The sequence below is a fragment of the Sphingomonas sp. S-NIH.Pt3_0716 genome (assembly GCF_003950715.1).
Lineage (GTDB): Bacteria > Pseudomonadota > Alphaproteobacteria > Sphingomonadales > Sphingomonadaceae > Sphingobium > Sphingobium yanoikuyae_A.
This window is the reverse complement of record NZ_QLJK01000019.1, coordinates 23,771-49,515: the sequence shown is the minus strand read 5'-3', so window position 1 is coordinate 49,515 and position 25,745 is coordinate 23,771. Positions and strand designations below refer to the sequence as shown.

Annotated in this window: 27 protein-coding genes and 1 other RNA gene; 17 read left to right on the top strand and 11 right to left on the bottom strand. The window is 65.5% G+C overall.

What is annotated here, in order from left to right; translation table 11 throughout:
• Positions 1-63: 63 nt before the first annotated feature.
• Complete coding sequence (locus BRX37_RS16010; protein WP_010336653.1) at positions 64-270, bottom strand: hypothetical protein; 207 nt, start codon at positions 268-270, stop codon at positions 64-66.
• A gap of 136 nt (positions 271-406) precedes the next feature.
• Between BRX37_RS16010 and BRX37_RS16005 the strand changes: the two genes are divergently transcribed.
• Positions 407-1,009 (top strand): hypothetical protein, encoded by a 603-nt coding sequence (locus tag BRX37_RS16005; protein ID WP_037491660.1) that lies wholly within the window; start codon positions 407-409, stop codon positions 1,007-1,009.
• A 61-nt stretch (positions 1,010-1,070) separates the two neighbouring features.
• Here BRX37_RS16005 and BRX37_RS16000 read toward each other — a convergent pair whose 3' ends face one another.
• From BRX37_RS16000 to uvrA, 6 genes are all read right to left on the bottom strand, one after another.
• Positions 1,071-1,286 carry a cold-shock protein gene (locus BRX37_RS16000; RefSeq protein WP_004207726.1) on the bottom strand — a complete coding sequence of 72 codons (216 nt, stop codon included), beginning with the start codon at positions 1,284-1,286 and terminating at the stop codon, positions 1,071-1,073.
• Positions 1,287-1,397: 111 nt separating this feature from the next.
• Positions 1,398-2,594: a hypothetical protein gene (locus BRX37_RS15995; RefSeq protein WP_125988162.1), complete on the bottom strand. Its 1,197-nt coding sequence runs from the start codon at positions 2,592-2,594 to the stop codon at positions 1,398-1,400.
• Between the two features lie 287 nt (positions 2,595-2,881).
• Complete coding sequence (locus tag BRX37_RS15990; protein ID WP_125988160.1) at positions 2,882-3,151, bottom strand: type II toxin-antitoxin system RelE/ParE family toxin; 270 nt, start codon at positions 3,149-3,151, stop codon at positions 2,882-2,884.
• Entirely contained in the window at positions 3,148-3,318 is a 171-nt protein-coding gene (gene relB, locus BRX37_RS15985) for a type II toxin-antitoxin system RelB family antitoxin (RefSeq protein WP_010336649.1), read from the bottom strand. The genes BRX37_RS15990 and relB overlap by 4 nt, the downstream gene beginning before the upstream one ends.
• A gap of 144 nt (positions 3,319-3,462) precedes the next feature.
• The gene (locus BRX37_RS15980; RefSeq protein ID WP_125988158.1) at positions 3,463-4,176 is read right to left on the bottom strand and encodes a hypothetical protein; all 714 of its coding nucleotides are present in this window, start codon (positions 4,174-4,176) and stop codon (positions 3,463-3,465) included.
• A gap of 356 nt (positions 4,177-4,532) precedes the next feature.
• Positions 4,533-7,448: an excinuclease ABC subunit UvrA gene (gene uvrA, locus BRX37_RS15975; protein WP_125988156.1), complete on the bottom strand. Its 2,916-nt coding sequence runs from the start codon at positions 7,446-7,448 to the stop codon at positions 4,533-4,535.
• Between the two features lie 220 nt (positions 7,449-7,668).
• Between uvrA and BRX37_RS15970 the strand changes: the two genes are divergently transcribed.
• From BRX37_RS15970 to BRX37_RS15955, 4 genes are all read left to right on the top strand, one after another.
• Positions 7,669-10,815 (top strand): autotransporter domain-containing protein, encoded by a 3,147-nt coding sequence (locus BRX37_RS15970; RefSeq protein ID WP_125988154.1) that lies wholly within the window; start codon positions 7,669-7,671, stop codon positions 10,813-10,815.
• A 197-nt stretch (positions 10,816-11,012) separates the two neighbouring features.
• A complete protein-coding gene (locus BRX37_RS15965; RefSeq protein ID WP_318276714.1) occupies positions 11,013-11,753 on the top strand; it encodes a phosphotransferase in 741 nt (246 codons plus the stop codon).
• Between the two features lie 579 nt (positions 11,754-12,332).
• A complete protein-coding gene (locus tag BRX37_RS15960; protein ID WP_004207717.1) occupies positions 12,333-12,677 on the top strand; it encodes a UrcA family protein in 345 nt (114 codons plus the stop codon).
• Positions 12,678-12,837: 160 nt separating this feature from the next.
• Entirely contained in the window at positions 12,838-14,136 is a 1,299-nt protein-coding gene (locus tag BRX37_RS15955; protein WP_125988152.1) for an OprO/OprP family phosphate-selective porin, read from the top strand.
• Between the two features lie 147 nt (positions 14,137-14,283).
• On the opposite strand, the gene BRX37_RS15950 is transcribed toward BRX37_RS15955, so the two are convergent.
• Positions 14,284-15,033, bottom strand: a complete 750-nt coding sequence (locus BRX37_RS15950; protein WP_125988150.1) for a LytR/AlgR family response regulator transcription factor — start codon at positions 15,031-15,033, stop codon at positions 14,284-14,286.
• Positions 15,034-15,038: 5 nt separating this feature from the next.
• Complete coding sequence (locus BRX37_RS15945) at positions 15,039-16,148, bottom strand: sensor histidine kinase (RefSeq protein WP_069338686.1); 1,110 nt, start codon at positions 16,146-16,148, stop codon at positions 15,039-15,041.
• Positions 16,149-16,306: 158 nt separating this feature from the next.
• Between BRX37_RS15945 and BRX37_RS26775 the strand changes: the two genes are divergently transcribed.
• The 5 genes from BRX37_RS26775 (at position 16,307) to BRX37_RS15925 (ending at position 18,784) form a co-directional block, all read left to right on the top strand.
• Positions 16,307-16,471 (top strand): hypothetical protein, encoded by a 165-nt coding sequence (locus BRX37_RS26775; protein ID WP_164522474.1) that lies wholly within the window; start codon positions 16,307-16,309, stop codon positions 16,469-16,471.
• Positions 16,472-16,575: 104 nt separating this feature from the next.
• Complete coding sequence (locus BRX37_RS15940; protein WP_017503401.1) at positions 16,576-16,827, top strand: hypothetical protein; 252 nt, start codon at positions 16,576-16,578, stop codon at positions 16,825-16,827.
• Positions 16,828-16,892: 65 nt separating this feature from the next.
• Positions 16,893-17,267: an STAS/SEC14 domain-containing protein gene (locus tag BRX37_RS15935; RefSeq protein ID WP_125988148.1), complete on the top strand. Its 375-nt coding sequence runs from the start codon at positions 16,893-16,895 to the stop codon at positions 17,265-17,267.
• 156 nt (positions 17,268-17,423) lie between these two features.
• A complete protein-coding gene (locus BRX37_RS15930; RefSeq protein ID WP_004207710.1) occupies positions 17,424-17,972 on the top strand; it encodes a hypothetical protein in 549 nt (182 codons plus the stop codon).
• A 413-nt stretch (positions 17,973-18,385) separates the two neighbouring features.
• Entirely contained in the window at positions 18,386-18,784 is a 399-nt protein-coding gene (locus BRX37_RS15925; protein ID WP_125988146.1) for a hypothetical protein, read from the top strand.
• 310 nt (positions 18,785-19,094) lie between these two features.
• On the opposite strand, the gene BRX37_RS27340 is transcribed toward BRX37_RS15925, so the two are convergent.
• Together BRX37_RS27340 and BRX37_RS15915 are read right to left on the bottom strand one after the other, a co-directional pair.
• Positions 19,095-19,217, bottom strand: coding sequence for a hypothetical protein (locus tag BRX37_RS27340; RefSeq protein WP_318276713.1), 123 nt, complete (start codon positions 19,215-19,217; stop codon positions 19,095-19,097).
• 20 nt (positions 19,218-19,237) lie between these two features.
• A complete protein-coding gene (locus BRX37_RS15915) occupies positions 19,238-19,894 on the bottom strand; it encodes an alpha/beta hydrolase (RefSeq protein WP_004207708.1) in 657 nt (218 codons plus the stop codon).
• A 152-nt stretch (positions 19,895-20,046) separates the two neighbouring features.
• On the opposite strand from BRX37_RS15915, the gene BRX37_RS15910 reads away from it, so the two are divergent.
• The 7 genes from BRX37_RS15910 to BRX37_RS15880 all read left to right on the top strand — a co-directional run bounded on the left by BRX37_RS15910 (position 20,047) and on the right by BRX37_RS15880 (position 25,684).
• Positions 20,047-21,081, top strand: a complete 1,035-nt coding sequence (locus tag BRX37_RS15910) for a cysteine desulfurase family protein (protein WP_125988142.1) — start codon at positions 20,047-20,049, stop codon at positions 21,079-21,081.
• Positions 21,048-22,166, top strand: coding sequence for a cysteine desulfurase family protein (locus BRX37_RS15905; RefSeq protein ID WP_125988140.1), 1,119 nt, complete (start codon positions 21,048-21,050; stop codon positions 22,164-22,166). The genes BRX37_RS15910 and BRX37_RS15905 overlap by 34 nt, the downstream gene beginning before the upstream one ends.
• Before the next feature lie 19 nt (positions 22,167-22,185).
• The gene (locus tag BRX37_RS15900; protein ID WP_010337134.1) at positions 22,186-22,521 is read left to right on the top strand and encodes a 2Fe-2S iron-sulfur cluster-binding protein; all 336 of its coding nucleotides are present in this window, start codon (positions 22,186-22,188) and stop codon (positions 22,519-22,521) included.
• A 3-nt stretch (positions 22,522-22,524) separates the two neighbouring features.
• Positions 22,525-23,505 carry an SGM family class A beta-lactamase gene (gene blaSGM, locus BRX37_RS15895; RefSeq protein ID WP_125988138.1) on the top strand — a complete coding sequence of 327 codons (981 nt, stop codon included), beginning with the start codon at positions 22,525-22,527 and terminating at the stop codon, positions 23,503-23,505.
• A 62-nt stretch (positions 23,506-23,567) separates the two neighbouring features.
• An RNA gene (ffs, locus tag BRX37_RS15890) (signal recognition particle sRNA small type) lies at positions 23,568-23,665 on the top strand.
• A gap of 73 nt (positions 23,666-23,738) precedes the next feature.
• On the top strand, positions 23,739-25,364 hold the full coding sequence (locus BRX37_RS15885; RefSeq protein WP_125988136.1) for a DNA polymerase III subunit gamma/tau: 1,626 nt from the start codon (positions 23,739-23,741) through the stop codon (positions 25,362-25,364).
• Positions 25,361-25,684 carry a YbaB/EbfC family nucleoid-associated protein gene (locus BRX37_RS15880; RefSeq protein WP_004207701.1) on the top strand — a complete coding sequence of 108 codons (324 nt, stop codon included), beginning with the start codon at positions 25,361-25,363 and terminating at the stop codon, positions 25,682-25,684. Before BRX37_RS15885 ends, BRX37_RS15880 begins: the two co-directional genes overlap by 4 nt.
• Positions 25,685-25,745 lie beyond the last annotated feature (61 nt).

Genomic DNA, 25,745 nt, shown 5'->3' with positions numbered 1-25,745 from the left:
TGCGGCAGCGAGCGGACGGCATCAACGGCGCGTCGAGGAGGCGCGCCGCCGAGAGGATGGGTGTCAGTGCGCCAGGGGCGAGGCGCCGCTGGCCGTGGCCGGGGTGACGACCGGAGCCGGGCTGTCCTGGATGCGCTGGTCCTCCAGCTTCGCCTTGGCGTCGTTGTAACGGGCGACGAGGTCGTCCTTGAACTCGGTGAGCTTGCCGTCGTCATAGAGCTTCTTGCCGACATAGCCGGCGATGGCGCCGAAAATCAGGGTGCGGATCATGGGGAACTCCTTGGTTGCCAGTCGGGGAAAAGAACCGGCGTCGGCGGCAAGGGTTCCGAGCGTGATTGCGTCCGCGACGGGCCTTGCTAGTCTTGCGACGGACGGTGGCGGGGGCCGCCGTGACAAGGGGGTGGCAATGTCGGCATTCGATCTGGTGTTCGCGGTGTTCGGGCTGCTGCTGGGGCTGGCGATCGCCGAGGTGCTGGGCGGCTTTGCCCGCGCGCTCAAGCTCAAGCGGACCGCCAAGCCGGTGCGGATCGGCTGGCTGACGCCGCTGCTGGGACTGTTCGTGCTGCTGGACCTCACCAGCTTTTGGGGCAGCGCCTATATCATGCGGGACCAGATGGATGCGAGCTATCTGACGCTGGTCGTGGTGCTCGCGATCGTGGGCGTCTATCATCTTGCCGCGTCGCTGATCTTTCCCGACGAGCCGGAACAATGGCCCGATTTCGACGACTGGTATGACCGGCAGAAGCGGATGGTGATCGGCGGGCTGCTGCTGGCCAATGTCGCGGTCACGATCGGCCAGGGCGTGCTGGAGGAGGTGAGGCCGGTGGCCGATGCCCCCGCCGGACCGCTTGCCCCCTATGCCGCGCCGATCCTGCTGGGCGGGCTGGTGGGGCTGCTGACCCTGCTGGTCGCGCTGCTGCGGGTGCGGAGCCGGCGCGCGAACATGGCGATGCTGATCGCGGCGAACCTGATCCTGCTCGGCGCCAGCATTGCCGAGGATTATATCTGACCGGGCCGGATAAATCGGGACCAGGCGCCACCGCGCGGCGGCGCCCGGCCTGATCGGCCGATTATTCGGCGTGGGCGATGTTCACCGCGGCCATCTTGCCGCGCTTGTCCTGCTCGAGGTCATAGGTGACGCGGTCCTTCTCGCGCAGGGTGGCGAGGCCGGCGCGCTCGACCGCGCTGATGTGGACGAACGCGTCCTGGCCGCCGGTGTCGGGCTCGATGAAGCCATAGCCCTTGTCGGCGTTGAAGAACTTCACGGTTCCGGTGATGCTGCTCATGATATTTCCTTCTTTCATGCGGCGGACCCATGGCGGGCACGCCGGGTCGCTAGAGGGGCAGGGAAAGAGGGAGATAGGTGCCGCAAAGCGCCGAAGACCGTCGATTTGCGACTATAGCAGCGCCCTTGTACGGCATTGCGGGCGTCCTGGCAAATCACTGGCCGTTTCGGCGGGGGCTGCCGCCGCATCCTCCTCTTCCTCCTCGTCTTCCTCATCCTCGCTCAGAAGCTCGTAACCGGCCGCTTCCAGCACGGCGATTTCCTCGTCACTGCCCGGCGCGAAGCCGAAACGGGCGTCGCGGGCGCGGGTGGCGGCCTCCTCATAGGGGCGGGCCTGCGCCTCCAACTCCGCGGCATAGGCGGCCTCCTCGGCTTGTGTCAGGGCGCGGTCATACTCGTCGATATCGTAATAATCCTCGCTCTGGTCGCCGGTGAAGCCGGGCGGGGCGGGGTAATCGGTGCGGAGTTGCTCGCGATCCTCATCCCACCAGACGCCGCGCAAACGGGTCGCGGCCTCCTCCGGCGGCAGGTCGGCGCGGTGGATATGGGGCGGAAGTTCACACCGTTCATTCCGGTCGGAAAAGGGCGAGATTCCGGGCTGCACAGGCGGGCGTTTCGCACCGGGCTGGAGCGCCAGCCGGGCGGCGATGAAGAGCGCGACCGAGGCGGCGGGGGCGAGGGCGGGTGCGGCTTCCGGCGCGACGGGTTCGGGCGTCTCGGGCTGGTCGCCGTTGAGCAGGCGGGCGTCGGCCATGTCGCGGGCCATGCGCTCCATGCCGGTGCGCGGCAGGCCGATCAGTTCGGACTCCTTGTCGGCCTCCTCGGCCGGGCAGATGAGGTCGAGATAGGCGGTGAAATCCTGGGCCACGACACGGGCGAGCGCGGCATCCGACCCTTCGGGCGGGCTGTCGGCCATGCGATCGAGCCGCGCGAGCATCGACATGGCGAGGCGATTGTCATGGCGGTGGCGGCGGACCTCATAATTGTCGGGATCCTTGCGGATCGTCTCCTCGCTGCCCATGATCGCGCGCGACAGGAGATCGTCGGCAAGGCGGGCGCGGGCGATCAGGATCGCGGCGTCCCAGCCGAGGCGAAAGGCGGCGCCGTCATGGCGGATGCGCAGCGTGTAGGCCGAGCGCGCGGTGATGCGCACCCCTTCGCAGGCGAGCATGATGACGCCGGTGGCGGCGAGTATCTCCAGGAAGCGCCGCTGGCGCGCCGGGCTCCAGCCATCGACCCGCCGCTGCGGATCGGGCGTGGGGATGGTGTCCGGCAGGGGCGGCGTGATCGGCGGAAATGCGCAGGACATGGCAAGGCCCTTTCAGGGAAAGAGGACGCGTTGCCGGAAGGGTAGGCAGAAAGGCGGGGTGTAGGACAGCGGAATAGGAATTGGCCACCAATGCGCCCATGCGGGCCTGCAAAGCGCGCCTTTCTGCGTTCCGGTGCTCACGTACTTTGAGTTCGCTGCGTCGAACCGAGCCCCTTGTCTCGTTTAGAGTTACTCGAAAAACGCCCTTTTGCCCTGCGGTCGTCTTCGACTCCGGCTCCGTCTGGGCGCACTGGAGGCCAATTCCTGCGTCGCGGCTGTTCGCGGGATCAGGGATATTGCTGGCGGGCGTGGACGAGCGTCAATATCTCGATCGCGACGCGGTAGATGAGGATATAATTGGGGTGAACTACGGCTTCGCGCGTGCCGGGCGTGCGGCCGGGGCGATGCGCATAGGGGTGGCTGGGCAGATTGTCGGCGGTGTGGCGGATGGCGGCATAGAGGCGATCGGCCGCCGCTTTGTTGCGCGGCCCGATATAGTCGAGGATGGTCAGGAGGGCCGTTTCGGCTTCGTCATCCCAGACGACCGGCAGGGTCATTTATATTTGTCGAGAACGGCCTGCGCCTTGGCCATGACTGCGTCATGCGGGATGCGCGGCTTGGTGGAGGCCAGTGCGCGTTCCACCTTGGCTCGGACCCATGCGTCATGGGCTTCCGCATCCTCGGTCGTCGCGAACTCGGACTCGATGGGGGTGAGTTTGGTCATGCGGGCAGGGTATCAGGGATGTGGGGTGGTGTCGATTGAAGGCGGTAGGGATTGGTCCGGTTTGGAGAGTGTTTGGGATTATTTTGGAGTCTAGTAAGCTGTTGCGCTGAATCGTGATCGCGGCCTCCATCGAATATTTAATGGTTATTGACTTCCCTCCTCGGCTGCAATTTCGCGGAGTAGTTCAAGGTGTTTGATGAGCCGAGCATATGAGGCGTCAGTCACCTCTCCTATCAGTCTCAATTCCGCTTTACAGAATAGGCCAAGCGGAAGCGTTATAAGCTCACCGCGTTCTGGGAACTCAGAAGGTTGAAGCTGATTGCGGCGTGTATTATCCGCTGGAGGTGCGCCTTGTTCGGTCTCAGGTTCCGCCGTCGCAGTCTGAGCCGATGTATCAATCGTTTGAGCAGTCATCGATAAAGTTGATCGAAGTGTGTCGATCAGTTCGTCAGCGCCACTAGTCGAAAAGCCCTCCTGTCGAATTAGGAATGATCGAATTGGCTCATCCGATCCGGGAAGGCGGCCTCCGAATTGAGCAATGATGCGCTCAAAAATATCGGGCTTCATGGCTGCTTCTCTGATCGCTGCGGATAACTCACTCGCGTCCATGGGCTGAAGAATTCTCATGGCTAGATCACTCACAGCCATATCGCCGCGCAGTCCGTCGACAAGCCCGTACTGGCGCAATGCCCCTAGGGCGCTCGCTGCGGCTCCACCGCTGCTGCCGGAATAGCCAATAACCTTGGCGGCAGAGTCAACGTCGATCTTGGATTGATGTGCGCCATCAAAAAGTTTCTTAGTCATTTCAATTGCTTTTGAAAGATTGTGGCGCGGATAACGTGGGCTGCGCTTGGACATTGAGGTGCTCCTTAGCTTTGACCCCGGAAATGTGACAATTCCAGTCAATTGAAGCTTATAGCATGGGCCTTTAAATCCAGCAATCGCCTTGGTTTTGTAAAAAGATAGCTAGAACAAGCTTTGTGGGCGCGACGGATTTGGCGCTTTAATTTGAATTTGCGCTTGCAACGATTTGTTTGCTGGTGGATAGTGCGCTTGGGACTCAGGCCGCGGTCCATACGCGGAACGACCTGAGTCACCACTAGCGATAGAGGCCGGGGTCCACACCCGGCCTCGATTAAATAGGCTATATTAATCTAAGCGGCAAGGCAGCACTATTTTAGGCTGCTGTTGCTTCCGTCGCGAGATGGATCCAATTACTCCGCCGCCACAGCCTCCAGCCCCAGCAACGGCGCCAGATAGCGCCCGGTAAAGCTGCGCGGCTCCTTCACCACCTGCTCCGGCGTGCCCTGTGCGACGACTTCGCCGCCTTTGACGCCGCCCTCGGGGCCCATGTCGATAATATAATCCGCCGTCTTGATGACATCGAGATTATGCTCGATCACGACCACGCTGTTGCCCTGTTCGACCAGGGCGTGGAGGACTTCCAGCAGCTTGCGGACATCCTCGAAATGCAGGCCGGTGGTGGGTTCGTCGAGGATATAGAGGGTGTTGCCGGTGGCGCGGCGCGACAATTCCTTGGCGAGCTTGACGCGCTGGGCTTCGCCGCCCGACAGGGTCGTGGCCTGCTGGCCGACCTTGATATAGCCAAGGCCCACTTCGGCGAGCATCGCCATCTTGTCGCGGATCGGCGGCACCGCCTTGAAGAATTCGACCGCATCCTCGACCGTCATGTCGAGCACGTCGGCGATGCTCATCCCCTTGAACTTCACCTCCAGCGTCTCGCGGTTGTAGCGGGCGCCGTGGCAGACGTCGCAGGTGACATAGACGTCGGGGAGGAAGTGCATCTCGATCTTGAGCACGCCGTCGCCCTGGCAGGCTTCGCAGCGGCCGCCCTTGACGTTGAAGGAGAAGCGGCCCGGCTTGTAGCCGCGCGCCTGCGCTTCGGGGAGGCCCGCGAACCAGTCGCGGATATTGGTGAAGGCGCCGGTGTAGGTGGCCGGGTTGGAGCGCGGGGTGCGGCCGATCGGCGACTGGTCGATGTCGATGACCTTGTCGCAATTTTCCAGGCCCGTGATCTTGTCATGCGGGCCGGCGATTATTCTGGCTCCATTTAGGGCGCGCGCCGATGCTGCATACAGCGTATCAATTGTGAAGCTGGACTTGCCCGATCCCGACACGCCGGTGATGCAGGTGAAGGTGCTTAAGGGTATCGACGCGGTGACGCCGGTGAGGTTGTTGGCGCGGGCATTGTGGACGGTGAGCTTCTTGCCCGAGCCCTTGCGGCGCTTGGCGGGGACTTCGATGCGGCGGGTGCCGTTGAGATAGTCCGCGGTCAGGCTGTCCTTGTGCGCCAGCAGTTCGGGCAGGGTGCCCTGGGCGACGATGGTGCCGCCATGGACGCCGGCGCCCGGCCCCATGTCGACAATATAGTCGGCGGCGCGGATCGCATCCTCGTCATGCTCGACGACGATGACGCTGTTGCCGAGGTCGCGCAGGCGCTTGAGGGTGACGAGCAGCCGGTCATTGTCGCGCTGGTGCAGGCCGATCGAGGGTTCGTCGAGGACGTAGAGGACGCCCGAGAGGCCCGAGCCGATCTGGCTGGCGAGGCGGATGCGCTGGCTTTCGCCGCCCGACAGGGTGCCTGATGTGCGGTCGAGGTTCAGATAGTCGAGGCCGACATTGTTGAGGAAGCCGAGGCGCTCGACAATTTCCTTGAGGATGGCGCGGGCGATCTGGTTCTGCTGGTCATTGAGCGCGTCGGGCATCGCGGTGAAGAAGGCGAGCGCGTCCACCACCGAGCGGCGGGTGGAGACGGAGATGTCCTCGCCGGCGATCTTGACCGCGAGCGCCTCGGGCTTGAGGCGCGCGCCATGGCAGGTCTCGCAGGGCATGGCAGTCTGATATTTGCTCAGTTCCTCGCGCATCCAGGCGGATTCCGTCTGGAGCAGGCGGCGGTTGAGGTTGCCGATCACACCCTCGAACGGCTTCTTGACCTCGTAGCTCTTCTTGCCGTCGACGAAGCGCAGGGTGACGGGCTTGCCGCCGGTGCCGTGGAGGATGATGAGCTTCACTTCGCCCGGCAGCTCGGCCCAGGGGGTGTCGAGGGAGAAGCCGAATTCCTTGGCGAGGGAGCCCAAGACCTGCATGTAGTAGGGGCTGGGCGGGTTGGACTTGGCCCAGGGGACGACGGCGCCCTTCTTCAGGGAGAGGGCTTCGTTGGGGACGACCAGTTCGGGGTCGAACTCCTGCCGCTCGCCCAGGCCGTCGCAGGCCGGGCAGGCGCCCATGGGCGCGTTGAAGGAGAAGAGGCGCGGCTCGATCTCGGATATGGTGAAGCCGCTGACCGGGCAGGCGAATTTCTCGGAAAAGACGATGCGGTTGGCGGGGATGCCGGCATTCTTCATCTTGCCCGCGGACTGGGCTTCATCCTCGCGGCCGGGGACCACGCCCTCGGCCAGGTCGACAAAGGCGAGGCCGTCTGCGAGTTTCAGCGCCTGCTCGAAACTGTCGGCGAGGCGGGTGGCCATGTCGGCGTTGACCGCCAGGCGATCGACCACGACCTCGATGTCATGCTTGTATTTCTTGTCGAGGGCGGGGGCATCCTCGATCAGGTAGAGCTCGCCGTCGATGCGGACGCGGGTGTAGCCCGCCTTCTGCCACTCGGCCAGTTCCTTGCGATATTCGCCCTTCCGCCCGCGCACGACCGGGGCGAGCAGGTAGAAACGGGTGCCTTCGGGCAGGAGCATCACCCGGTCGACCATCTGCGAGACAGTTTGCGCGCTGATTGGCTCGCCGGTGGCGGGCGAATAGGGGATGCCGACGCGCGCCCAGAGCAGGCGCATATAGTCGTATATCTCGGTGACGGTCGCGACCGTGGAGCGCGGGTTGCGGCTGGTGGTCTTCTGCTCGATCGAGATGGCGGGGGAGAGGCCCTCGATATGCTCGACATCGGGTTTCTGCATCATCTCCAGGAACTGGCGCGCATAGGCGGAGAGCGACTCCACATAGCGGCGCTGCCCCTCGGCATAGATGGTGTCGAAGGCGAGGCTGGACTTGCCCGAGCCCGAGAGGCCGGTGATGACGATCAGGCTGTCGCGGGGCAGATCGACGTCCACGCCCTTGAGGTTGTGCTCGCGCGCGCCGCGCACCGAAATATGGGTCAGACTCATGGGGGCGTTGTTCCAGATTTGTTCCGTGGGGGCAAGGGGGCGTTGCCCGGTCGGGAGGCAAGATAGGAAGGGGGAGCGGCCAGGGGAAGATGGCCGGGCGTGGACGATGGCGCGCTGCGCCGGCCGGAGGGCGTTTCTGGTTCGGCTGCGGGGGCGTCTCGGCCTGTCTCGGGATTTCCATGGATGGCAGCGGCTATGGGATCGCACGTAGAAACGGGGCATGACCTATTGGCGGCTCCATTGGCATGCGGGCGTCCTGAGCGTGGCGGGCAGCGTCGCGGGCATGACATTGGCGACGACGGGGGCCATGGCCCAGAGCGAGACGCCCGCGGGGCGGATCATCTTCCTGGGCTGGACCGAGGGCAAGGACCATTCGGTGTGGCTGTCCGGCGTCGATCCGGGCGAGTTTTTCGTCGTCTTTCCCGAGACCGCGGAGCGGGTGGACAGTTGGACCCAGCCCGATACCGGCCTGCACCTGACGGTATCGCCCATCGTGCGGGAAAATGGCGGCACCCATAATCTGTTCGCCCATATTCGCACCGAATATGCGGAATATGACAATTTCGTCGATTCGGCCGACCAGCATCCGGGCGGCATCAATTTCCCCGATCACTGGAACCGGCCGGACCCGGAACTGCCTGATCTGGTGACGCCGGAATTGCGGCCGAACCCGGATACGGTGACGCCCGGCCTGCGCCCCTTGCCGGATACGGTAACGCCGGGGTTGCGCCCCAATCCGGATTTGATCACGCCCGGCCTGCGGCCCTTGCCCGAGACCGTGACGCCGGAATTGCGGCCGAACCCGGATACGGTGACGCCGGGGCTGCGCCCCTTGCCGGATACGGTAACGCCGGGGTTGCGCCCCAATCCGGATTTGATCACGCCCGGATTGCGGCCCTTGCCCGAGACCGTGACGCCGGAACTGCGCCCGAACCCCGATACAGTGACGCCGGGGCTGCGGCCTGATCCGGATACGGTGACGCCAGGTTTGCGGCCTGACCCCGACACGGTGACCCCGGAACGGCACCCCGATCCCGAAATCGTCACGCCCGAACTGCGGCCGGTGCCCGTTCCCATTACGCCCGAGGCGCGACCAGACCCCGATACGGTGACACCGGAAGTCCGCCCGGACCCGGATACGCCAACACCTGAAATACGGCCTGATCCTGACACGGTGACGCCGGGCTTGCGTCCTGATCCGGACACGGTGACGCCGGGTCTGCGGCCTGACCCGGACACGGTGACGCCGGGTCTGCGGCCTGACCCGGACACGGTGACGCCGGGTCTGCGACCTGATCCCGATACGGTGACGCCGGGCCTGCGCCCTGATCCGGATACGGTGACGCCGGGGCTGCGTCCTGATCCGGATACGGTGACGCCGGGCTTGCGGCCTGACCCGGATACGGTGACACCGGGCCTGCGGCCTGATCCCGATACGGTGACACCGGGCTTGCGTCCTGATCCGGATACGGTGACGCCGGGTCTGCGACCTGACCCGGATACGGTGACACCGGGCTTGCGGCCCGATCCGGATACGGTGACGCCAGGACTGCGGCCTGATCCTGACACGGTGACGCCGGGTCTGCGTCCTGATCCTGACACGGTGACGCCGGGTCTGCGGCCTGATCCGGATACGGTGACGCCGGGACTGCGACCTGACCCGGATACGGTGACGCCGGGACTGCGTCCTGACCCGGATACGGTGACGCCGGGACTGCGTCCTGATCCGGACACGGTGACGCCGGGCTTGCGGCCTGATCCGGATACGGTGACACCGGGCTTGCGACCTGATCCGGATACGGTGACACCGGGCTTGCGTCCTGACCCGGATACGGTGACGCCGGGGCTGCGGCCTGATCCGGATACGGTGACGCCGGGCTTGCGACCCGATCCGGACACGGTGACGCCGGGTCTGCGGCCTGACCCGGATACGGTGACGCCGGGCTTGCGGCCTGACCCGGATACGGTGACGCCGGGTCTGCGGCCTGACCCGGATACGGTGACGCCGGGCTTGCGGCCTGACCCGGATACGGTGACGCCGGGGCTGCGGCCTGACCCGGATACGGTGACGCCGGGTTTGCGGCCCGATCCCGATACGGTGACGCCGGGCCTGCGGCCTGATCCCGATACGGTGACGCCGGGTTTGCGGCCCGATCCCGATACGGTGACGCCGGGTCTGCGGCCTGACCCGGATACGGTGACGCCGGGGCTGCGACCTGATCCGGATACGGTGACGCCGGGCCTGCGGCCTGACCCGGATACGGTGACGCCGGGCTTGCGACCCGATCCGGATACAGTGACGCCGGGCTTGCGACCTGATCCCGACACGGTGATACCGGGCTTGCGTCCTGACCCGGATGTAGGCGGGCCGACCGTGCGGCCGATACAGCGGCCGCGCCCCGAGACGCTGCCGCCGATCGCGCCGACCGGTGTCGCGCCGGGCCGCGATGAGCGGCGCCCGATGCTGATGACCGCCGATGAGGTCTGCCGGGCCGGGCGTGACGGCCGGCTGCGGGGCGATCCGCAACTGGTCGAGAAGGCCTGCCGGATTGCGGCCAATGCCCGCCGGCGCTGGACCGCCTGGGGAGAATGGAGCTATTCGACGCTGAAGGATGACCGTTCCGGCGCCCGGACCAGGGGCAGCGCGAACCAGTATAATATTGGCCTGGATCGCTGGATCGACAAGCGCACCGTTGCCGGCCTGGCCATCCAGTTCGGCAATTCGGATTATAAATCCTTCAATGGCGGCATGCGCCAGCAGGCCGATTCCATCACGGTGAAGCCATACATGGTGCATCGGATGGCAGATTCGGACGTGGTGCTGGATGCCAGCATCGGCTTCAACTTCGGCGAATATGAACAGCATGTGCTGATGCTGTCGGGCAAGCATGACAGCTTCACCCTGTCGGGCACGGTCGGGATGAGCGCGCAGCGCCCGATCGGCAGCTTCCTGCTGCGGCCCCGCCTGTCGTGGAGCTATGCCAGCATCTGGCACGACGATTATGTGCTGCAGGGGCAGGTGGGCAATATCGACCTGCGCGTGCTGCAGGGCGATGCGCGCTATGATTATGGCGCGGTGGCGACGTCGCTGGAGATCAGCCGGCCGTTCCGATCGGATGACATGGTCATCACCCCCTATGTCGAGGGTGGCGTCGATTTCGCCTATCTGCGCCCCAATGGCGGCCGTGTCCTGGGGCCGGACCTGCGCCTGATCGCGACCACGCCGGCGACCGGATCGGTCCGGTTCGGCACGCGTATCCAGTTGCGCGGCAATGTCGCGCTGATCGGATCGGGCGAATATTACGGGATCGGATCGGGCGGCCTGTCGAGCTGGCAGTGGCGGGGAAATCTGTCCTTCCGATTCTAGCGCGGCGGGACGGGGCCTCGGGCTGCGGGCGATGGGAACGGACATGGCGGTCGCGTCGCTGATGGCGCGTATCGGCGCAAAAACACTGGTCAAGCCTGTTCGGGTGCGGCACAGGCGAGGGGCATGAGCCTGCCCGATCCTTCCACCTTCATGCCGAGGGCGCTTCCGCCGCGGTCTATCGGCTGGAGGGGGGCAGGGTGCTCAAGCTGTTCCATGACGGCGTCGATGCCGGGATCATCGCGCGAGAACATGCGACGGCGCAGGCGATCCAGGCGACCGGTCTGCCGGTGCCGCGCGTGTTCGGGCGCGCGGAGGCTGGCGGGCGGCAGGGCATCATCTATAGCGAGATAGAGGGGCCGAACCTGCTCCATCATATCGTCCGCCATCCCCATCGGATCGGCTGGGCGATGGGCGCGATGGCGGCGTTGCAGCGGGCCATCCATGGGCATGACCTGCCCGCGCTGCGCAGCCGCAAGGCGATATTGGCCGAGGATATCGAGATGGCGCCGATCGGCGATCGGCTGCGTGCGGCGGCGATCGACCGGCTGGACCAGTTGATCGAGGGTGACCGGCTGTCGCATGGCGACCTGCATCCGGCCAATCTGATCGTCAGCGGCGACGGGCTGGCGGTGATCGACTGGTCCAAGGCGGCGCGATCGGCGCCGGCGGCCGATGTGGTGCGCAGCGAGATGCTGATGCGCTTCGGGCCGGGGCAGTCGGCCGGCCGGCTGGAGGGTAAGCTGCGCGACGCGACGACGGCCTATTATGTCGGGCGCTATCGCAAGCTGGCGGGGATGGAGCCGGATGCGCTCAATGCCTGGCGGGGACTGGTGGGGCTGGCCTGGCTGCGGCATCGGCTGCCGGGGCGGGACGCGGCCTTTGCTGCCTATCTGGCGGACGCGTTGGCGCGCGCCGGATTGCCGCCGCTGGACGCCTGATAACGGCGCGCGATGTCGTTGGTGGATGGGGGTGGTCGGTTCGTCCGCGCCCGATGCCGCCCGGCGGATGCTGTGCCCCGGTCATCGAAGCGGCGTGCGCAGCGCTGGTCCTGTCGTTATTCTGACATGGAAACAGGCCAGAGAGCAGCGCGTTAAGCGACGGTTCACGGCCGATGGTGCCGTGTTGACGGTAACAGTTGAGACAAGATCTGGAGTGCCCGACAGCATCCGGATACGCCCCCGGCATTCCCTTGCGCCGGGGGCGTTTTCATGTCCGCTTTCCTTGGATATCCGTAATTTCCCCTAGGGAATAGGCTGTCGTTTCGCAGGCGAATGCCATTCGTCCGGTCGTTCGTCCCCGCAAATCCGCGCTTGGTCGATGGATCGGTCGTTGGCCGATGCCGAGGGTTGCCGGTCGAAGCGGACGAGCGGCGAGACGGCCGGGCGTGTACACAGGATGGGCGAACGGGACATGGCGCAACGCCCCCACAAGACCCCCGCCGAACCGTTCGCATCCGGCATGTCGATGCCCCCTGACGACGCAGGCCGGATGCCATGACAGTTTTGAGGAGACACGCCATGTTCGCCACCGCCAAGATCATCACTGCCCTGAGTGCCGCCGCCGCCCTGCTGGCCGGTTCCGGCATCGCTTCGGCCGAGGAGTTCACGTCCAACGGCCGCACCACCGAGGTCCGCTTCGGTGACCTGGACCTCACGCGCCACGCCGACCAGCAGGAACTGCGCACCCGCATCTCCCGTGCGGCCAGCCGGGTCTGCTTCAGCACCGACATCAACACCATGAGCGCGTGCCGCGCGGCGGCGATCGCCCAGGTCGAGGCGCCGATCGCGACCGCCATCGCCCGCGCCCAGACCAACGAACGCTATGCCGATGCCAAGGATGCCCGGCCGGTGGTCGGCAACTGACGCCCATCATCCCGCCAAGGGAGGGAGAGGGCCTGGCGCGAGCCGGGCCCTTTTTGCGTGGGAAAAGGCCCGTCGCCCCGGCCATTCTCGGTATTTCCCCCGATGGCGGAACCCCGGATTTGCGACGATCAGAAGGGACAGGTTCAAGGGGAAATAGATCATGCGCGCGCGTCTTCCCGGCACTTCGCCCGTCATCATGGCAATGCTGATGGCCGGGGGGCTATGCGCGCCCGATGTCCGAGCGCAGAGCACGGAATCGCTCTATGAGCCGATCGGCCATCATAGCGGCGGCGACGTGCATGCGGTGGACGACACGCCGAGCTATGTCGTCCCCGATTTCGCGCCGGCCAAGCCCGCCGACCCGAACAAGGAACTGCCCTTCTTCAAGATCCGCCTGGGCCTGTCGCTGATCGGCGACTGGACCGATTTCAGCCAGGATGCGGTCAATGAAAGCCAGATCGGCCGGCAGGAGGACGAGTTTCAGGTGCGATCGGCGCGGCTCAGCCTGATCGGATCGGTCGGCGGCGATTATCGGGTAAGTTATCAGGTCAGCGGCGAATATAAGGGGTTCGACACCAACCCCGAGCAGAAATGGAAGCTGACCGATGCGTCGCTGACCTTTCCGCTGGGCAGCCGCACCAAGATGACACTGGGGAAGACCAAGGAGACATTCTCCTACGAAATGGTCGGGGATTCGGCGAACCTGCCGCATAGCGAGCGCGTGCTGACGCCCTTTTTCACGTCGCGCAATTTCGGCGTCCGCTTCGTCCAGGTGCTGGGCGCGAACAAGGCGGCGACCTTTTCGGCGGGGGCCTACAAGGATAGCTGGGATTTCGGCAGCTCGACCGATCGTGGCTGGGACTATTCGGCGCGCATGACCGGGCTGATCTGGGACGTGCCGGACCGCAACGAGTTCCTGCATGTCGGCGTGGCCTATCGCCATGCCGCGGCGGACGGCACGATCCGCTATAGCGGCCGAGCGGAAACCAATGTCGGCGACGTCGCGATCGACACCGGGAAATTCGCGGCGCAGAGCAGCGACGGCTTTGCCGGCGAGGCGCTGCTGAATGTCGGGCCGGTCTCGTTCCTGGGCGAATATATATTGAACCGGACCAATTCGCGCGAATTTCGCGATCCGGTCTTCCATGGCTGGTATGTCACCGGCAGCTGGATATTGACCGGAGAGACCCGGCCCTATGACCGCAATGTCGGCTATGCCCGGCGCGTCATTCCCAGGGGCCGCTGGGGCGCGCCGGAACTGGTGGCGCGCTATTCGGAAATGGACCTGGACGATAATGGCATCGAGGGTGGCCGCTTCAAGAAGACGATGTTGGGCCTCAACTGGTGGGCGACGACGCGCTGGAAATTCGGCGCGACCTGGGGCCATAGCTGGCTCGACCGGTTCGGCGAGCGCGGCGAGAGCGACACGGTGCTGACCCGCATCCAGTGGATCTACTGATCGGGTAGCGGGCGTTTGGAAAATGCGCGGAAGGGCGCATTTTCAGTTCGGCGCCGGCCCGCACCCCCACCCGACCGCCCGGACATTCTATCCTGATGGGTGGTCGGCTGGGGGTGCGGACCCGTCAGGACATTCCTAAAAGGCCTCTCAGCGCCCGGTCATGGCCCGCGCATTGGCGAGATAGGTGCGGCCGATGCGGATCTCATTGCCGTCGGCGAGCGCCGCGAACCAGACGCCGCTGCCATCGTGACGCAGCCGCGCGATATGCGGGCGGCGGACGATGTGCGAGCGGTGCAGGCGGACGAACGCCTGCGGATCGAGCCGTTCCTCCAACGAACTGATGGTCTGGTGCAGCAGATAGGAGTGGGCGCCGACATGGAGGCGCATATAGTCGCGCTCCGCCTCGATCCGGTCGATCTGGTCGGCGGCGATGCGGACCAGTTCGGAGCGGTGCGGCACCCAGAATTCCTCGGCCCATTCGGGCGCGGGTTCGGCCGGGGCGGGCGTAGCACCATCCTCGCCATCGCGGCTGCGCAGCGCCTGTTCGACCCGGTCGACCGCGCGGGTCAGGCGATCATGGGCGACGGGTTTCAGCAGATAATCGACCGCGGCAAGATCGAACGCTTCGACCGCGAAGCTTTCGAAGGCGGTGACGAAGATGATCGCCGGGCGGATGCCCATCTGGCTGATCGCACGGGCGACGCCGATGCCGTCGAGCAGCGGCATGGCGATGTCGAGCAGCAGCAGGTCGGGCTTGAGCCCTTCGACCAGGCGCAACGCCGCCTCGCCATCATTGGCGGTGCCGACCAGCGCGATGCGCGGTTCGCGCGCGCACAACATCTGCAATCGCTCGACCGCGAGCGGCTCATCATCGACGATCATGGTGCGGATGGACATGGGCGTCAGCACCCCCGGCGGTTGAGCGGAAGGAAGAGATTGACGGCAAAGCCGCCATCGGCCTGCGGACCATAGTCGATCCGGCCCTGATCGCCAAAGCGGGCGGACAGGCGATCGCGTACATTGGCAAGGCCGATGCCACTGCCGCCATCGCCGGGGCTGGGCGGCTTGTCGCCATTGTCGGCGACGGTGAGGTGCAGCAGGCCATGCTCCTCGCGTGCGCGGATGGTTATGGCGACCGGGCTGGATGTGCGCGAGACGCCATATTTGATCGCATTTTCGACCAGAGGCTGAAGGATCAGGCCCGGCACGCAGGCGGTCAGCAGGTCGGCGGGAATGTCGATCCGGGTGGCCAGGCGGTCGGGGAAGCGCACCGCCTCGATATCCAGATAGAGTTTCTGGAGATGGACTTCCTCTTCCAGTTGCACGTCATCGAGCGGATCGCCGGTGAGGCTGGTGCGGTAGAAATTGGAGAGCGACATGATCATCTGTTCGGCCTCGTCGCGCCGGTCCTTCATCACCAGGGAGGAAAGCGAGTTCAGCGTGTTGAACAGGAAATGCGGGTTCACCTGATAGCGCAGCGAGCGCAGTTCTGCCTGTTGCGCGGCGCGTTCGAGGCGGGCGGCGCGGCGTTCGGTGCGATGCGCCTCGCTGGCATAGGACAGGCCGAGATAGAGACCGGCCCAGGCAGACAGGAAGAAATAGCGGCTGACGGCGTCATCGACGATATAGATCAGCGCATGGGACTGGGCCTCATATTTCTGCTGGTCCATGTCGGGAAACATGCCCATCGGGTCATAGATGTTGAAGACATAATAGTTGGCGACCGCCATCGCGAGCGCGAAGGGCGCGGCGAGCGAGAAGGCGGCGACGATGCGGACCGCCAGCGGCTTGGCATCGAACCGGCGTATCGCCAGATAGAGAATCCAGGTCACGATGATGCCGATCAATGTCACCACGGCGCGGCGGGCGGCCATTTCGCCCTGATAGTCGAAGCCCACCACCAGCGCCCGCACGCTGATGAGGATCGCGTAGAAGAACCAGAAGCCGATGATGGAATAGAGGGCGGCGGTCGGCGAAACGCCGCGCGGCCCCTCTTCGGTGGGAAGTGTCATGGATGATATCTACGCCAGCTTGCCGGCGCTGTCGCCCCCTGCGCGCGATGCTGGTCGAAGCGGCTTGGCGGTTGGTCGAAGCGGCGGCGTGGGGCACTGGCGGGGAACCGGCGCTGGCTCCTGTCGGTTGATCCAGCAGGAGAAAAGGAGACGCGCAGATGAGCGATACGAAGCGCGAGAGCGAGAAGAAGCTGGACGAGGCGCTGGAAGACAGCATGGACGCGTCGGACCCGCCCGCGACCAGCCGGCCGGACGATGACGGCGAACCGGTGCCGTCTTCGGGGTTTCCCGAAAAGCCCCGGCCCGAAAAGCCCGAGCGCTGACCGATAGCGGACCGCGAAAATCCATGTTATTCCAGTCGGGCAAGCGCGGCCCCGACCGCCATCAGGCGGCAGGCCGGCTTCCCGCGCGAGAGGAGCAGACGACGATGCCGACTTCCACCACCCCCGCGATCGAACGCATTGCCCGCGTGCTGGCCGGGCGCCAGCTCAGCCTGAATGGCGGCGGCCAGGATCCCCATGCGGCGGGCGCGGTGGATGCGGCCTGGCCCGACCATGTCGACGATGCCTATGCGATATTGCACACGCTGCGCGAACCCGATGCCGACATGGCGCGGGCCGGCGACGTGGCGGTGTGGCGCAGCATGATCGGCGCGGTGCTGGAGCGGCGCCCGGCCTGAGCAGGGGCGCCCCGGAGGCGAAATATTAACCCGGTCATGGCAGGGAGCGCGCAGGAGACTGCGCCATGTACCACATCGAATTTCGCCATGATCTGAACCTGCTGGACATCAAATGGTCCAAGCTGTTCACCGCGGAGGAAGTCGCGGCCTATGCCCGCGAGTGCAAGGCCCGCTTCCTGGCCGAGGGGTTCAAGCCGGGCTATCTGCTGCGCATGGACATGAGCGCCAGCAGCGCCCAGCCGCAGGAGGCGGTCGCGTCCTTCCGCGCGAATCTGGGCGATTTCCCCAAGGCGCGGCGGATCGCCATCATCACCGGCAGCGCGATCACCCGGTTGCAGGTGAAGCGCGAAATGACGCAGCCCTATCTGCGGATCTTCGATGATGCGACGGCCGGCCTCGCCTGGTTGCTGGCGCCCGAAGCGGTTGAAGCGCGGGCATAATCCTCCGTCCGTCGCATTTCACAAAAATATCATGTTGCACTGCAAAACGAAATCTGGTCCCTTGTGACAATCGGTGGGACAGGTGCCCGTTAAGCCTTTGCTAACCATGTGAGGCGCATGTTCTGCTGATCGACTTCAAGTCGGAGGGCATGAGCAATGGGCACGAGTGCAAGACCGGCGGACGGGGCCATTACCCTGGCGGAATTGCGGGAATTCGCCAGTTTCCCGTCGGCCACGCAAAGATATATTCGCAGATCGCTGGACATCGGGCTGCATCGCCGCGACGCGATGAAGCTATGGTCGCGCGACATGGTTGAGGAAGCCAGCATCCGCGCCCAGGCGCGCATCTATGGCCGGCTGGACGAGATCAAGGCGCATGTTCCCGACGATAGCGGGCTGGACCAGGTGGAGCCGTTCATGGCGCCGCTGGTGACGGTGTCCGCCTTTGACCTGGGGCAGGACCGGCTGGCGAGCTTCTCGGCCTATCGCTTCCTCTATGAGCGGTTGTTGGGGGCGGGGGCGCGGCCCTGGCTGCCGGGCGCCTTCTGCGCGGCGGCGAGCCTGCCGCATCTTCACCCGGAAAAGCGCCGGCTGCTGTTGCAGTCGATCAGCGAGGCGGCCGCCACGGCGGTCGGCTGGTCCAACCGCGAACCGACCTTCTACCCCGAATGGGTCGAGAAGGTGGACCTGTCCAAGGCCAACTGATCCGATCTAATCCTGCCGGCGCCCCTGGGGAGGGCGCGGGCGGGATGGCGGCTTGGCTGCTGGTCTGGCGGCGGCGTGCGACCTGTCCTTCCTCCGCCTTCTTCACGGCGCCGCGCGCATGAACCGCGCGGCGCTCGACCGTCCTCCATCATCTCTTGCTTTCGAAGAACAGGAAAATCACAGCCTTCACCGGGTGGGATTTGGGTGGGAAGCTGGCCACCTGTTTCACAGCGTCATCCCCGCGCAGGCGGGGATCCATCTCACCAGCTTCGGACCAGATGCGAGGTCAGGAGATGGATTCCCGCCTGCGCGGGAATGACGGATTTGGGGTGGGTAGCGGAACGGCGGCTTACGGATGGAAGTTCGCGGAAAGAGGACATTGGATACGCTGTATTTGAGAGGTAAGATTGGCAATGCTGCCAGAAAGCCTCCGCAACCTTCCTTATCTTGTTCATACAAATCGGGAATTGGGTCTCATGCTGAGGGGTAGCAAGCCGCTCTCCTATTTCGCGTCTTTTGGCCAAGAAGATCAGCCAGAATGCGTTGCCCGCTACCTAGCGATGTTTGATCGTCATGTTGCCACTGGACGCTTTGAAAAGACAGTTCAAACAAGGCCCACACAACTTGCAGATCGGTTCCTAGATAGGATTTTCTACACGCTTCCGGGCGAGCAATGGCGTGTTGTTGCGATGATCGAACTTCTCGATAGGCCTGGAGATTGGACGCATGAGCGCGAATGGCAATTTGGGGCGTTGCTTGGATATGAGGACTGGCAGAACGACCTCTGGATCAGCATGTTGCCAACACGCTAGCCTGTTAAGTCTGCTATTGGGTGTCAGATGAATGGTGTTTGGCGTCCTCAATTGGTCGCAAACCTGCCAATCGTCACGGGCGTCATCCTGACGAAGGTCAGGATCCATTTTGCACTACGCCAGATAGGGAGTGCTGAATGGATCCCGGATCAAGTCCGGGATGACGGATATGCCAAGGTCAGCTTTTGGGAGAAGCCGTGGAGTAAGTGGAGGGCGCTCTTTCTGGGGGGGAGCCATCAAGGCTTCATGGCGGGAGACGGTGGGCGTCCCGCTGCAAAAGGCCAGAGGCGGGGGCTGGAGATCGCGAAGGTCAGGCTGATCTACATTCGGTTGCGGGCCGGTACTGGATGCGGCTCGGCAGATTTCCGGTCCTGGCGGCCAGGCGGATCGTGCGGGCAAAGAAAAAGGGGCTGCGCGGCGGCAGCCCCTCCATGATCCCGATCGGGCCGGTCCTCAGCGGATCGGCGAGTCCGGCGACAGGCGCATGTCGAGATAATTGTCGACCGACTTCATCAGCTGGTCCAGCTCATGCTCGAAGAAGTGGTTGGCTCCCTTGATCTCGTCATGATGGATGGTGATGCCCTTCTGGGTGCGCAGCTTGTCGACCAGCTTCTGCACCGCGCTGGCGGTCACCACTTCGTCCGCCGTGCCCTGGACGATGATGCCCGACGAGGGGCAGGGCGCCAGGAACGAGAAGTCATACATGTTGGCCGGCGGCGCGACCGAGATGAAGCCGCGGATTTCCGGGCGGCGCATCAGCAGCTGCATGCCGATCCAGGCGCCGAAGGAGAAGCCGGCGATCCAGGTGGTCTGCGCTTCGGGGTGGAAGCTCTGCACCCAGTCGAGCGCCGCTGCGGCATCGCTGAGTTCACCGATGCCATTGTCGAACGTGCCCTGGCTGCGGCCGACGCCGCGGAAGTTGAAGCGCAACACGGCAAAGCCGCGCTTCACGAAGGTCTTGTAGAGCGCCTGGGTGATGCGGTCGTTCATCGTGCCGCCGCCCTGCGGATGCGGGTGCAGGATCATGGCGACCGGCGCGCGCGGGCGGGGCGGGGGGCTGAAGCGGCCTTCGAGGCGACCTTCGGGTCCGGGGAAAATGACGTCGGGCATGGCACCTGTTATGGTCTGGGCTGCCACGGGGCAGCGAGGAAAGGGTCCGTGCGCGCGCCGGGGCTTGGCCATATGGCCTTCACGCTGGCGCAGCGCGGCAATCCGCCTATATAGATGCCGCCGCCATTTCCGCAATCAATGAGTAGTTCCGCTTGGCCGCCGACCGCCTTTATCTCGATCATGCCGCAACCACCCCGATGCTGCCGCAGGCGCAGGCCGCGATGGTCGCCGCGATGGCGGGCTGGGCCAACCCGTCCAGCCCGCACAGCGACGGGCGCGCGGCGCGGGCGATGCTGGAGGATGCGCGGCGGCGGATCGCGGCGGCGCTGGGATGGGATGGCCATGTCCTCTTCACCTCCGGCGCGAGCGAGGCGATCGCCATCGCGCTGACCCGCGCCAAGGCGGCGCGAATCATCACCTCGCCGGTCGAGCATGATGCGGTGCTGCGCGTGACCAGGGAGGCCGAGCGGCTGGCGGTGGACGGCGATGGCCGGGTGCTGTTGCCGGAGCTGGCGCTGGGCAGTCTGGTCGCGATCCAGCATGTGAACAACGAAACGGGCGTGATCCAGCCACTGGCGGATTTCCGGCGCGCGGGGTTGCTGCTGTTTGCCGATTGCGCCCAGAGTGCGGGCAAGCTGGCCCTGCCCGACGCCGACATGATCGCGATCAGCGCGCACAAGTTCGGCGGGCCGCCGGGGATCGGCGCGCTGCTGATCCGCGACCTGGCGCTGGTCGAACCGAGCGGCGGGCAGGAGCAGGGCTATCGCGCCGGCACCGAAAATCTGCCGGCGATCATGGCGATGGCGGCGGCGCTGGAGGCACGGGGCGACTGGGGGCCGGTGGCGGCCGCGCTGCGGGCAAGGCTGGACGCCGGGATCGAGGCGGCAGGCGGGCAGATCGTCGCGCGCGACGCGCCGCGCCTGCCGGCGATCGCCAGCTATCGCATGCCCGGCCTGTCGGCGCGGGCGCAACTGATCCAGTTCGACCTGGCCGGCATTTCCGTGTCGGCGGGCAGCGCCTGTTCGTCCGGTTCGCTCAAGACCAGCCATGTGCTGGGCGCGATGGGTTGGGACGCGGCGGAGGCCGGCGAAGTGGTGCGGGTGAGTTTCGGCCCGCAGACGAGCGCGGCGGATGTCGATCGCTTCCTGGCCACATGGACCGCCATGGCGGAGCGGGCGAGCCGGTGATCTATCTCGACTATCAGGCGACGACGCCGCTGGCGCCCGAAGCCTTCGAGACGATGGTGCCGCTGCTGCGCGACCAGTTCGCCAATCCGCACAGCGCGCATCGCGCCGGCCGCATGGTGGCGGCGCAGGTGGAACTGGCGCGCGACGCGATCGGCCAGTTGCTGCCACCGGGCGGCAGGCTGCTCTTCACCTCCGGCGCGACCGAGGCGCTGAACATCGCGATCCAGGGCGCGCCGGCGGGCGACATCGTCACCATCGCGACCGAACATGCCGCCGTGCTGGATACGGTGGCGGCGATGCGGCGGATGGGCCGGGCGGTGACGGTCCTGCCGGTGGATGGCGACGGGCTGGTCGATCTGGACGTCGCGGCGCGGGCGATCGTGCCGGGCGTCGCTCTCGTTGTCGCGATGCTGGTCAATAACGAGATTGGCGTGATCCAGCCGGTCGGCGCGCTGGCGGAACTGGCCCATGGTGCGGGCGCGCTGTTCCTGTGCGACGCGGTGCAGGGCTATGGCCGGGTGCCGATCCCCGACCCGTGCGACATGGTGGCGATCAGCGCGCACAAGATCCATGGGCCAAAAGGGATCGGCGCGCTGTGGCTGCGCGACGGGATGAAGATCGACCCGCTGATCCATGGCGGCGGGCAGGAAGGCGGGCTGCGGTCGGGCACCTTGTCGCCCGCCCTGTGCGCGGGCTTTGGCGTGGCGGCGCGCCTGATGCGGGAGCAGGCGGAGGCCGATCAAGCGCATTTGGCGGCGCTGTCTGCGCAGGCGCGCGCGCTGTTTGCCGACTGGACGCTGAACGGCAGCGCCGACGCGCGTTATCCCGGCAATCTCAACATTCGTCGCGCCGGGATCGACGGCGCGCGATTGTTGTCCGATTGCCGCAATGTTTCTTTTTCGCTCGGCAGCGCTTGCGCGAGCGGGTCCGGGCGGCCTAGCCATGTGCTGCGCGCCTTGGGTCTTTCAGACAGTCAGGCGCGCGGATCGGTGCGGATCGGCTTTGGCCGATACACGACACCGGCCGAACTGGAGGAGGCTGCGAAGGTGATTAACGGGGCGGCGACCGCACAAGCGGCGCCGTGAGCAGGGAGCATCGCATAGCATGACCATGGTCACCTTCATCAGCGCCGACGGCGAAAATCGACTGGAGGTCGATGCGCCTGCCGGGTCCGTCCTGCTGGAGGTTGCACAGGCGGCGGGTCAGCCGCTGGAAGGAACATGCGAAGGGCAGATGGCCTGTTCGACCTGTCATGTCATCGTCGATGCCGCCGATTTCGACCGCCTGCCGCGCGCGAGCGAGGATGAGGAGGATATGCTGGACCTGGCCGCTGCGGCGACCCGCACCAGCCGCCTGGCCTGCCAGATCATTCTGTCCGAGCAACTGGACGCGCTGACCGTCCGTATCCCTGGCGAATTCAACAATATGCAAGGTATGTAAGCCATGGCGCTGCGCAAATCCCTCTCGCTCGTGGCGCTGACCGCCTGTCTGGTCGTGGCCTTGCCGCTGTCGGCCGCGCCCAAGAAGAAGGCGCCGGCCAAGAAGGCCGAAGAGGTGCCGACCTTGCCGACATTGATGCCGCCCGCACCGCGCTATCTGGTGCCGCAATCCGCGCTCACCTCCGTCCGCAATCCCAAGGAGATCGAGGAGGAGACCGGCGGGCGCATGGGCATCGCGCTGGTCGATCGCGACGGTGCGCTGATCCTGGGCTTCAACCGCGATGATCGCTTTGCCATGTGCTCGACCTTCAAGGCGCCGCTGGCCGCTGCCGTGCTGATCGGTGCGCAGGGCGGCAAGTTTGGGCTGGAGGGGGAGATACCCTTCACCAAGGACGATATTCTCGATTACGCGCCGGTGGTGAAGAAGAACAAGAAGCGTGGCCGCATGTCGATGGCCGAACTGGCCGCGGCGGCCGTGGAGGTCAGCGACAATAGTGCCGCCAACCTGTTGCTGCCGATGCTGGGCGGGCCGGAGGGGCTGACCTCCTTCATCCGTGCCCATGGCGACAAGATCACGCGGCTCGACCGTATCGAACCCGAGTTGAACGAGAATGTCGCTGGCGATCCGCGCGACACGACCAGTCCGGCGGCGATGGCCGGGCTGATGGGACGGTTGTTGTTCCGCGACATGGCTGCGGCCGATGCCGACAGGCTGCGCGGCTGGCTGAATGCCAGCACCACCGGCGACAAAAGGATCAAGGCTGGTCTGCCCGAAGGCTGGACGTCGGGCAGCAAGACCGGCAGCTGCGGCACCGCCTATAATGACATCGCGCTGGTGAAGTCGCCGGCGGGCGAGGAATATATATTGGCCATCTATCTCGACCGGCCGACCGTGGACGACAAGAAGGCCGAGGCAGCGATCGCCGAGGCCGCCCATTCGGCGCTGGAATTCGTCAGCAAGGCGCAGAAGAGCGGGCTGGACTAGCTTTCAGGAAGGCAAGGGCATGGAAGCCCTTGCCTTCCTGTCATGACTTCGCCATATGCCCGGCCGGGAGTCGGGCGGACGTAGTCGTCGCCAACCTGGTCAGGTCCTGACGGAAGCAGCCACAACGATTTTTCTGCGGGTCGTTCCGGCTCCCACCTTTCCGCACAGCATCATCTCTTCGCAAGGTCCGAACGGGCTTCGACAAGCCGCATCTGAACGGTTAGGAAACAGGCATGTCCGATTCCCCTCAGCCCTATCGCGTGCTTGCGCGCAAATATCGTCCGCGCAACTTTCGCGAGCTGATCGGGCAGGACGCCATGGTCCAGACGCTGGGCAATGCGATCCGGCGCGGGCGCCTCGCCCATGCCTTTCTGATGACCGGCGTGCGCGGGGTCGGCAAGACGTCGACCGCGCGGCTGATCGCCAAGGCGCTGAACTGCATCGGCCCCGATGGGCAGGGCGGCCCGACGATCGACCCGTGCGGCGTGTGCGAACCCTGCATGGCGATCGCCGAGGGCCGGCATATCGACGTGGTCGAGATGGACGCCGCCAGCCATACCGGCGTCGACGACGTGCGCGAGATCATCGAGGCGGTGCGCTATGCCGCCGTGTCGGCGCGCTACAAGATCTACATCATCGACGAAGTCCATATGCTTTCGAAGAACGCGTTCAACGCGCTTCTCAAGACCTTGGAGGAGCCGCCGGCCCATGTGAAATTCCTGTTCGCCACGACCGAGGTGAACAAGGTGCCGGTGACGGTGCTGTCGCGCTGCCAGCGGTTCGACCTGCGCCGCATCCCGGCCGAGATGCTGGCCGGCCATTTCGCCCATGTGGTCGAGGCCGAACAGGTCGCGGCCGAACCCGATGCGCTGTCGCTGATTGCGCAGGCGGCCGAAGGCTCCGTGCGTGACGGCCTGTCGATCCTGGACCAGGCGATCGCCCATGCCGAAATGGGCGAGGGCGAGCCGATGGTCACGGCCGCGCAGGTGCGCGAGATGCTGGGCCTGTCGGATCGCGGCTCGACGCGCCGGCTGCTCGGCCTGCTGCTGGAGGGCGATACCGCTGCGCTGCTGGGCGGGGTGCGCGATCAATATGCGCTGGGGGTCGAGCCGCTGTCGCTGATGCGCGGTCTGCTGGAACTGGTGCATGCGGTCACGCTGGTGAAGGCCGGGCGCGACATTGCGACGCCGGGCCAGTCCGACGAGGAACGCGGCGCGCTGGCCGACTGGGCGTCGCAGATCGGCTTTGGCCCGCTGCATCGGCTGTGGCAGCTGATGCTCAAGGGGCATGACGAGGTGGCGACCGCCGCCCTGCCGATCGAGGCGTGCGAGATGGCGCTGCTGCGCGTGATGCATGCCGCGACCATGCCTGATCCCAGCGACCTTGCCCGGATGCTGCAGGGCGGGGTGCCGGCGGCCGCGCCGGCGATGCCGGGTCAGGCGCCCGCTGCTGCCGCGCCCGCGCCGGAACCCGCGTCCAGCCTGCCCGCCACCTTCGAGGATCTGATCGAAGCCTTCTGGCAGAAGAGCAAGGGGCATCTGGCGCAGGAAATGCATGATTGCGTGGGGATCATCCGCTATGATCCGCCAATGCTGGAGTATCGCGGCACCGCCAGCCTGTCGCCCGACTTCGCTACCCGGATCATCCCGGCGCTGCGCGAGGTGACCGGCGTCGCCTGGACGGTGACGCAGGGCGAGGGGGAGGCCAAGCCGACCCTGCTGGCCAATGAACAGCGCCAGCTGGCCGACAGCCGCGCCGCAATTTTGGAAACCCCGGTGGTCAAGGCGGCAATGGACGCCTTCCCCGATGCCGAGCTGGTCCATTCGGACGAGCCGGAACAATGGAGTGCCGAAGCATGAAGGATCTGAACGAAATATTGGGGATGGCCAGCCGCGTGCAGGAAGAGCTGCAGCGCGCGCAGGACAATCTGGACAAGCTGGAAGTCGAGGGCGCGGCCGGTGGCGGCCTGGTCAAGGTGAAGGCGTCGGCCAAGGGCCGCATCCTGGGCGTGTCGATCGACGACAGCCTGCTGGCGCCGTCGGAAAAGCAGATGCTGGAAGACCTTATCACCGCCGCGTTCAACGATGCGCGCAAGAAGGCGGACGAGGTCAGCAACACCGAAATGGGCAAGATGACCGCCGGCCTGCCGCTGCCGCCGGGCTTCAAGCTGCCCTTCTGAGCCGGCGCGCACTGCCGTTCCGGGGCTGCTGCTGGCGGATAAGCCCTTGTTCATCGTTGCA

Excerpts from the sequence above, each read along its gene's own strand:
- BRX37_RS16010 (WP_010336653.1), bottom strand. The coding sequence starts at position 270 with ATGATCCGCACCCTGATTTTCGGCGCCATCGCCGGCTATGTCGGCAAG.
- BRX37_RS16005 (WP_037491660.1), top strand. The coding sequence starts at position 407 with ATGTCGGCATTCGATCTGGTGTTCGCGGTGTTCGGGCTGCTGCTGGGG.
- BRX37_RS16000 (WP_004207726.1), bottom strand. The coding sequence starts at position 1,286 with ATGAGCAGCATCACCGGAACCGTGAAGTTCTTCAACGCCGACAAGGGC.
- BRX37_RS15995 (WP_125988162.1), bottom strand. The coding sequence starts at position 2,594 with ATGTCCTGCGCATTTCCGCCGATCACGCCGCCCCTGCCGGACACCATC.
- BRX37_RS15990 (WP_125988160.1), bottom strand. The coding sequence starts at position 3,151 with ATGACCCTGCCGGTCGTCTGGGATGACGAAGCCGAAACGGCCCTCCTG.
- relB (WP_010336649.1), bottom strand. The coding sequence starts at position 3,318 with ATGACCAAACTCACCCCCATCGAGTCCGAGTTCGCGACGACCGAGGAT.
- BRX37_RS15980 (WP_125988158.1), bottom strand. The coding sequence starts at position 4,176 with ATGTCCAAGCGCAGCCCACGTTATCCGCGCCACAATCTTTCAAAAGCA.
- uvrA (WP_125988156.1), bottom strand. The coding sequence starts at position 7,448 with ATGAGTCTGACCCATATTTCGGTGCGCGGCGCGCGCGAGCACAACCTC.
- BRX37_RS15970 (WP_125988154.1), top strand. The coding sequence starts at position 7,669 with ATGACCTATTGGCGGCTCCATTGGCATGCGGGCGTCCTGAGCGTGGCG.
- BRX37_RS15960 (WP_004207717.1), top strand. The coding sequence starts at position 12,333 with ATGTTCGCCACCGCCAAGATCATCACTGCCCTGAGTGCCGCCGCCGCC.
- BRX37_RS15955 (WP_125988152.1), top strand. The coding sequence starts at position 12,838 with ATGCGCGCGCGTCTTCCCGGCACTTCGCCCGTCATCATGGCAATGCTG.
- BRX37_RS15950 (WP_125988150.1), bottom strand. The coding sequence starts at position 15,033 with ATGTCCATCCGCACCATGATCGTCGATGATGAGCCGCTCGCGGTCGAG.
- BRX37_RS15945 (WP_069338686.1), bottom strand. The coding sequence starts at position 16,148 with ATGACACTTCCCACCGAAGAGGGGCCGCGCGGCGTTTCGCCGACCGCC.
- BRX37_RS26775 (WP_164522474.1), top strand. The coding sequence starts at position 16,307 with ATGAGCGATACGAAGCGCGAGAGCGAGAAGAAGCTGGACGAGGCGCTG.
- BRX37_RS15940 (WP_017503401.1), top strand. The coding sequence starts at position 16,576 with ATGCCGACTTCCACCACCCCCGCGATCGAACGCATTGCCCGCGTGCTG.
- BRX37_RS15935 (WP_125988148.1), top strand. The coding sequence starts at position 16,893 with ATGTACCACATCGAATTTCGCCATGATCTGAACCTGCTGGACATCAAA.
- BRX37_RS15930 (WP_004207710.1), top strand. The coding sequence starts at position 17,424 with ATGGGCACGAGTGCAAGACCGGCGGACGGGGCCATTACCCTGGCGGAA.
- BRX37_RS15925 (WP_125988146.1), top strand. The coding sequence starts at position 18,386 with ATGCTGCCAGAAAGCCTCCGCAACCTTCCTTATCTTGTTCATACAAAT.
- BRX37_RS27340 (WP_318276713.1), bottom strand. The coding sequence starts at position 19,217 with ATGGAGGGGCTGCCGCCGCGCAGCCCCTTTTTCTTTGCCCGCACGATC.
- BRX37_RS15915 (WP_004207708.1), bottom strand. The coding sequence starts at position 19,894 with ATGCCCGACGTCATTTTCCCCGGACCCGAAGGTCGCCTCGAAGGCCGC.
- BRX37_RS15905 (WP_125988140.1), top strand. The coding sequence starts at position 21,048 with ATGGACCGCCATGGCGGAGCGGGCGAGCCGGTGATCTATCTCGACTAT.
- BRX37_RS15900 (WP_010337134.1), top strand. The coding sequence starts at position 22,186 with ATGACCATGGTCACCTTCATCAGCGCCGACGGCGAAAATCGACTGGAG.
- blaSGM (WP_125988138.1), top strand. The coding sequence starts at position 22,525 with ATGGCGCTGCGCAAATCCCTCTCGCTCGTGGCGCTGACCGCCTGTCTG.
- BRX37_RS15885 (WP_125988136.1), top strand. The coding sequence starts at position 23,739 with ATGTCCGATTCCCCTCAGCCCTATCGCGTGCTTGCGCGCAAATATCGT.
- BRX37_RS15880 (WP_004207701.1), top strand. The coding sequence starts at position 25,361 with ATGAAGGATCTGAACGAAATATTGGGGATGGCCAGCCGCGTGCAGGAA.